The 4,017-nt window shown below is 61.0% G+C and carries 4 protein-coding genes and 2 pseudogenes; all 6 read right to left on the reverse strand.

Annotation, left to right across the window (positions count from 1 at the left end):
* Nucleotides 1-114 (reverse strand): annotated as a pseudogene (locus tag VZ95_RS03025) (Grx4 family monothiol glutaredoxin); the annotation flags it as partial.
* Between the two features lie 22 nt (nt 115-136).
* Nucleotides 137-373 (reverse strand): BolA family protein, encoded by a 237-nt coding sequence (locus VZ95_RS03030; RefSeq protein WP_045774568.1) that lies wholly within the window; start codon nt 371-373, stop codon nt 137-139.
* 12 nt (nt 374-385) lie between these two features.
* Nucleotides 386-2,658 (reverse strand): annotated as a pseudogene (gene purL, locus VZ95_RS03035) (phosphoribosylformylglycinamidine synthase subunit PurL).
* A gap of 12 nt (nt 2,659-2,670) precedes the next feature.
* A complete protein-coding gene (gene purQ, locus VZ95_RS03040) occupies nt 2,671-3,366 on the reverse strand; it encodes a phosphoribosylformylglycinamidine synthase subunit PurQ (RefSeq protein ID WP_045774569.1) in 696 nt (231 codons plus the stop codon).
* A 5-nt stretch (nt 3,367-3,371) separates the two neighbouring features.
* A complete protein-coding gene (purS, locus tag VZ95_RS03045; protein WP_045774570.1) occupies nt 3,372-3,614 on the reverse strand; it encodes a phosphoribosylformylglycinamidine synthase subunit PurS in 243 nt (80 codons plus the stop codon).
* Nucleotides 3,615-3,687: 73 nt separating this feature from the next.
* On the reverse strand, nt 3,688-4,017 hold a 330-nt coding region (locus tag VZ95_RS03050), incomplete at its 5' end, for a phosphoribosylaminoimidazolesuccinocarboxamide synthase (protein WP_045774571.1).

The raw sequence follows: 4,017 nt of genomic DNA on the forward strand, positions 1-4,017 counted from the left end.
AACGGCAGCGGAAAATCCGCACATCGGAAAAACCGGGGTGCCCTTCATAAACAGAACCACGTCATTCCCAGTCACTTCCTGGTGAATGCGGTCCCGAACGGTTGCGTCAGTCATAGCTTTATCCTTTCAGGGAAGATCAGGCGTCGGGCGTTGCGGTTTGCAGGGCGAGCGCATGCAGCTCGCCCCCCATTTTGCCGCGTAAGGCCGCATAGACCATTTGATGCTGTTGCACGCGCGACTTACCCCGGAACTCGGCGGAAACCACATGTGCGGCGTAATGGTCGCCATCGCCGCGCAAATCCTGAATGCTCACCTGCGCATCGGGCAGGGCCTCGCGGATCATGGTTTCGATAGTGGCGGCATCCATAGCCATTGCGGCGCTCTCCTATTCCTCGTCCGACGAATCGTCGTCCGCATACAGATTGTCATCTTCATCGTCGCTGCCAAGACCATTTTCCATATAGTCCGGCAACCAGCTTTCGTGAACGATCATCAGATCTTCGAGATCAATCCCATCTTCGCCGTTGATGATGATGGCGTCACCGCCGGTAAGCCCCAGTTCCAGCAAGGGAATCTTCGCCTCGGCTGCACGGCGGCGCAACGTGTCCGCATCCGCCGTGGTGACGATATAGCGGCCCTGATCTTCGCCGAAGGCAATCGCGTGCGGCGGGGCGGTATCGGGTAGATCGATTTCCGCGCCCATGTCGCCGGCCAGCGCCATTTCGGTCACGGCCACCAATATGCCGCCGTCGCTGACATCGTGGCAGGCGGTCACGAGCTTCTCAAGGATCAACCCGCGAACGAAATCGCCGTGGCGCTTTTCAAGGGCCAGATCGACAGGCGGCGGTGCCCCCGCTTCGGCCCCGCACAGCTCGCGCAGGTACACCGAATTGCCCAGCCAACCCTTCGTTTCACCGATGACGAAGATGGTTTCGTCTTCGGTTTTAAACGCCATATCCATTGCCAGCGCCGCATCGGCCAGCAGCCCGACGCCGCCGATCACGGGGGTCGGCAGAATGCCTTCACCGTTGGTTTCATTGTAGAGCGACACATTGCCCGAGATGATCGGGTAATTCAGCGCCCGGCAGGCCTCGCCCATGCCTTCAAGGCACCCGACGAGTTGGCCCATGATCTCGGGCCGCTCGGGATTGCCGAAGTTGAGATTATTGGTCACGGCCAGCGGCGTTGCGCCCACCGCCGTCAGATTGCGCCAGCTTTCGACCACGGCCTGCTTGCCGCCCAAATGCGGATCGGCGAAGCAGTAGCGCGGCGTGCAGTCCGTCACCATCGCCAGCGCCTTCTTTTGGCCCGGCAGGCGCACCACGGCGGCATCGCCGCCCGGACGTTGAACCGTATGGCCGCCGACGAGATGATCGTACTGCTCCCAAATCCAGCGTTTCGAGGCCATATCGGGCGTGCCCATCAGCGTGATGAGCGCGTCGGTGAGCGAATCCGGCGCTTCCACCTCGCCCGCCAGCACTTCATCTTGCAGCGGCGTCATCTCATAGGGACGATCGTAGAGCGGCGCATCGTCCACCAAGGGCGATAGCGGCAGATCGCAGATCACGCCGCCGGATTTCTTCAGCACGATATGGCCCGAATCGGTCAGCACACCGATGGGGGCGAAATCGAGGCCCCATTTCTCGAAAATCGCCCGCGCCACGCCTTCCGATCCCGGCTTCAGGATCATCAGCATGCGCTCTTGGCTTTCCGAGAGCATGATTTCATAGCCGCTCATGCCGGTTTCGCGCGTCGGAACCTTATCGAGATCAAGCTCGATGCCCAGGTTGCCCTTGCCCGCCATTTCGACCGAGGAGGAGGTGAGCCCCGCAGCGCCCATGTCCTGAATGGCGACGATGGCGTCGGTCGCCATCAACTCCAGGCAGGCTTCGAGCAGCAGCTTTTCGGTGAAGGGATCACCCACTTGCACGGTCGGGCGCTTGCTTTCGGCTTCCTCGGTGAATTCCGCCGAAGCCATCGTCGCGCCGTGAATGCCGTCGCGGCCCGTTTTCGCGCCGAGATAGATCACCTGATTGCCGATACCGGCCGCCGCCGAGTAGAAAATCTTATCCTGCTTGGCGATGCCGACCGTCATGGCATTGACCAGGATATTGCCGTTATAGGCCGGGTGAAACTGCGTTTCGCCGCCGACCGTGGGCACGCCCATGCAATTGCCGTAGCCGCCGATCCCGGCCACCACGCCCGCCAGCAAATGCCGGGTTTTCGGGTGCGCAGGATCGCCGAAGCGTAAGGCATTCAGGTTGGCAATCGGGCGCGCGCCATCGTAAACACGTCGCGCATAATGCCGCCCACGCCGGTCGCCGCCCCCTGATAGGGTTCGATGAAGCTCGGGTGATTATGGCTTTCGATCTTGAAGATAGCGGCGTCGCCGTCGCCAATATCGATGACGCCCGCGTTTTCGCCCGGCCCACAGATGACCCACGGGGCCGTGGTGGGGAGTTTCTTCAGATGAATCCGCGAGGATTTATAGGAGCAATGCTCCGACCACATCACCGAGAACACGCCCAGTTCCACCAAGGTCGGTGTGCGCCCGAGGCGGGTCAGAATGCGTTGATATTCGTCTTTTTTCAGGCCGAATTCGGTGGCGTCAGCCTCGGTCGCGGGGCGCGTGTCGAAGGCGAGCGTATTTGCCGTCACGGGACGAACTCCTTAACCGACGAGGGATTGGACGAGGCTGCGGAACAGGCCCGCGCCGTCGGTCGATCCCAGCAGCGGATCAATGGCATTTTCAGGATGGGGCATCAGCCCAAGGACGCGGCGGTTTTCCGAGAGAATCCCGGCGATATCGCGCTGGCTGCCGTTGGGGCTCCAGCCTTCCTCGAACTCGCCATCGGGGCTTGAATAGCGAAACGCAATGCGGTCTTCGGCTTCAAGCTGGTCCAAGGTGGCGGCATCGGCGAAGTAATTGCCGTCGTGATGGGCCACGGGCACTTGCAGCACTTGGCCGATTTGCAGCGCCGAGGTGAAGGCCGAACTCGTCGTTCCGACTGACAGGAATACATCGCGGCAGACGAACTTCAGCGAGGCGTTGCGCATCAGCGCGCCCGGTAGCAGCCCGGCTTCGGTGATGATCTGAAAGCCGTTGCAAACGCCGAGCACATGCACGCCCTTATCCGCCGCCGCCTTCACGGCCCCCATGATCGGCGATTGCGCCGCCATAGCGCCCGAACGCAGATAATCGCCGTAGGAAAAACCGCCGGGGACAACGATGAGATCGAGCCCCGCTGGAAGCTCCGTTTCGCCGTGCCACACGAAGGTAGGCTCCGAGCCGCAGATTTGGCGCAGAGCCGCCGCCGCGTCATGCTCCCGGTTGGTGCCGGGGAAGACCAGAATCGCGCTTTTCATGGCGCTTAATCCTGCAACGAGACGGTGTAGGATTCGATGACCGGGTTGGCGAGCAGCGTCGCGCAGATTTCGCGCACCAGGGCTTCCGCCTTGGCGGCATCGGTTTCGGCAAGGTCAAGCTCGATATACTTGCCTTGGCGCACGTCCTCGACGCCTTCAAAACCCAAAGTTTCGAGCGCCTGATGGATCGCCCGCCCTTGAGGATCGAGAACGCCTTGCTTCAAGGTTACGTGTACGCGCGCCTTCATCGCCCCATCCTTCCAAAATTTACTGTTCTAAAGCGCAAAACCCGCCGGGAGGACCGGCGGGCTCGGATTTTCGTTAGTTTACGACGCGCGGCGTGCGCGGGTCTTCACCCTCGCTGGCCTCGCCCTCAACCTCGACCGGAAGCACGCCCAAGCGGCGGGCGACTTCCTGATAGGCTTCCTGCACCCCGCCGAGATCCTGGCGGAAGCGGTCCTTATCGAGCTTCATATTCGATTTCACATCCCAGAGGCGGCAATTGTCTGGGCTGATTTCATCGGCCAGAACGATGCGCATTTCCTCTTCATCCCACAGGCGGCCGAATTCCAGCTTGAAATCAACGAGCTTCAGACCAACGCCAAGGAAAAGCCCCAAAAGATAATCATTCACCCGCAAGGTCAGGTGAAT

Origin of the sequence: Elstera litoralis, assembly GCF_000963705.1 — a bacterium.
Lineage (GTDB): Bacteria > Pseudomonadota > Alphaproteobacteria > Elsterales > Elsteraceae > Elstera > Elstera litoralis.

Excerpts from the sequence above, each read along its gene's own strand:
- VZ95_RS03030 (WP_045774568.1), bottom strand. The coding sequence starts at position 373 with ATGGCTATGGATGCCGCCACTATCGAAACCATGATCCGCGAGGCCCTG.
- purQ (WP_045774569.1), bottom strand. The coding sequence starts at position 3,366 with ATGAAAAGCGCGATTCTGGTCTTCCCCGGCACCAACCGGGAGCATGAC.
- purS (WP_045774570.1), bottom strand. The coding sequence starts at position 3,614 with ATGAAGGCGCGCGTACACGTAACCTTGAAGCAAGGCGTTCTCGATCCT.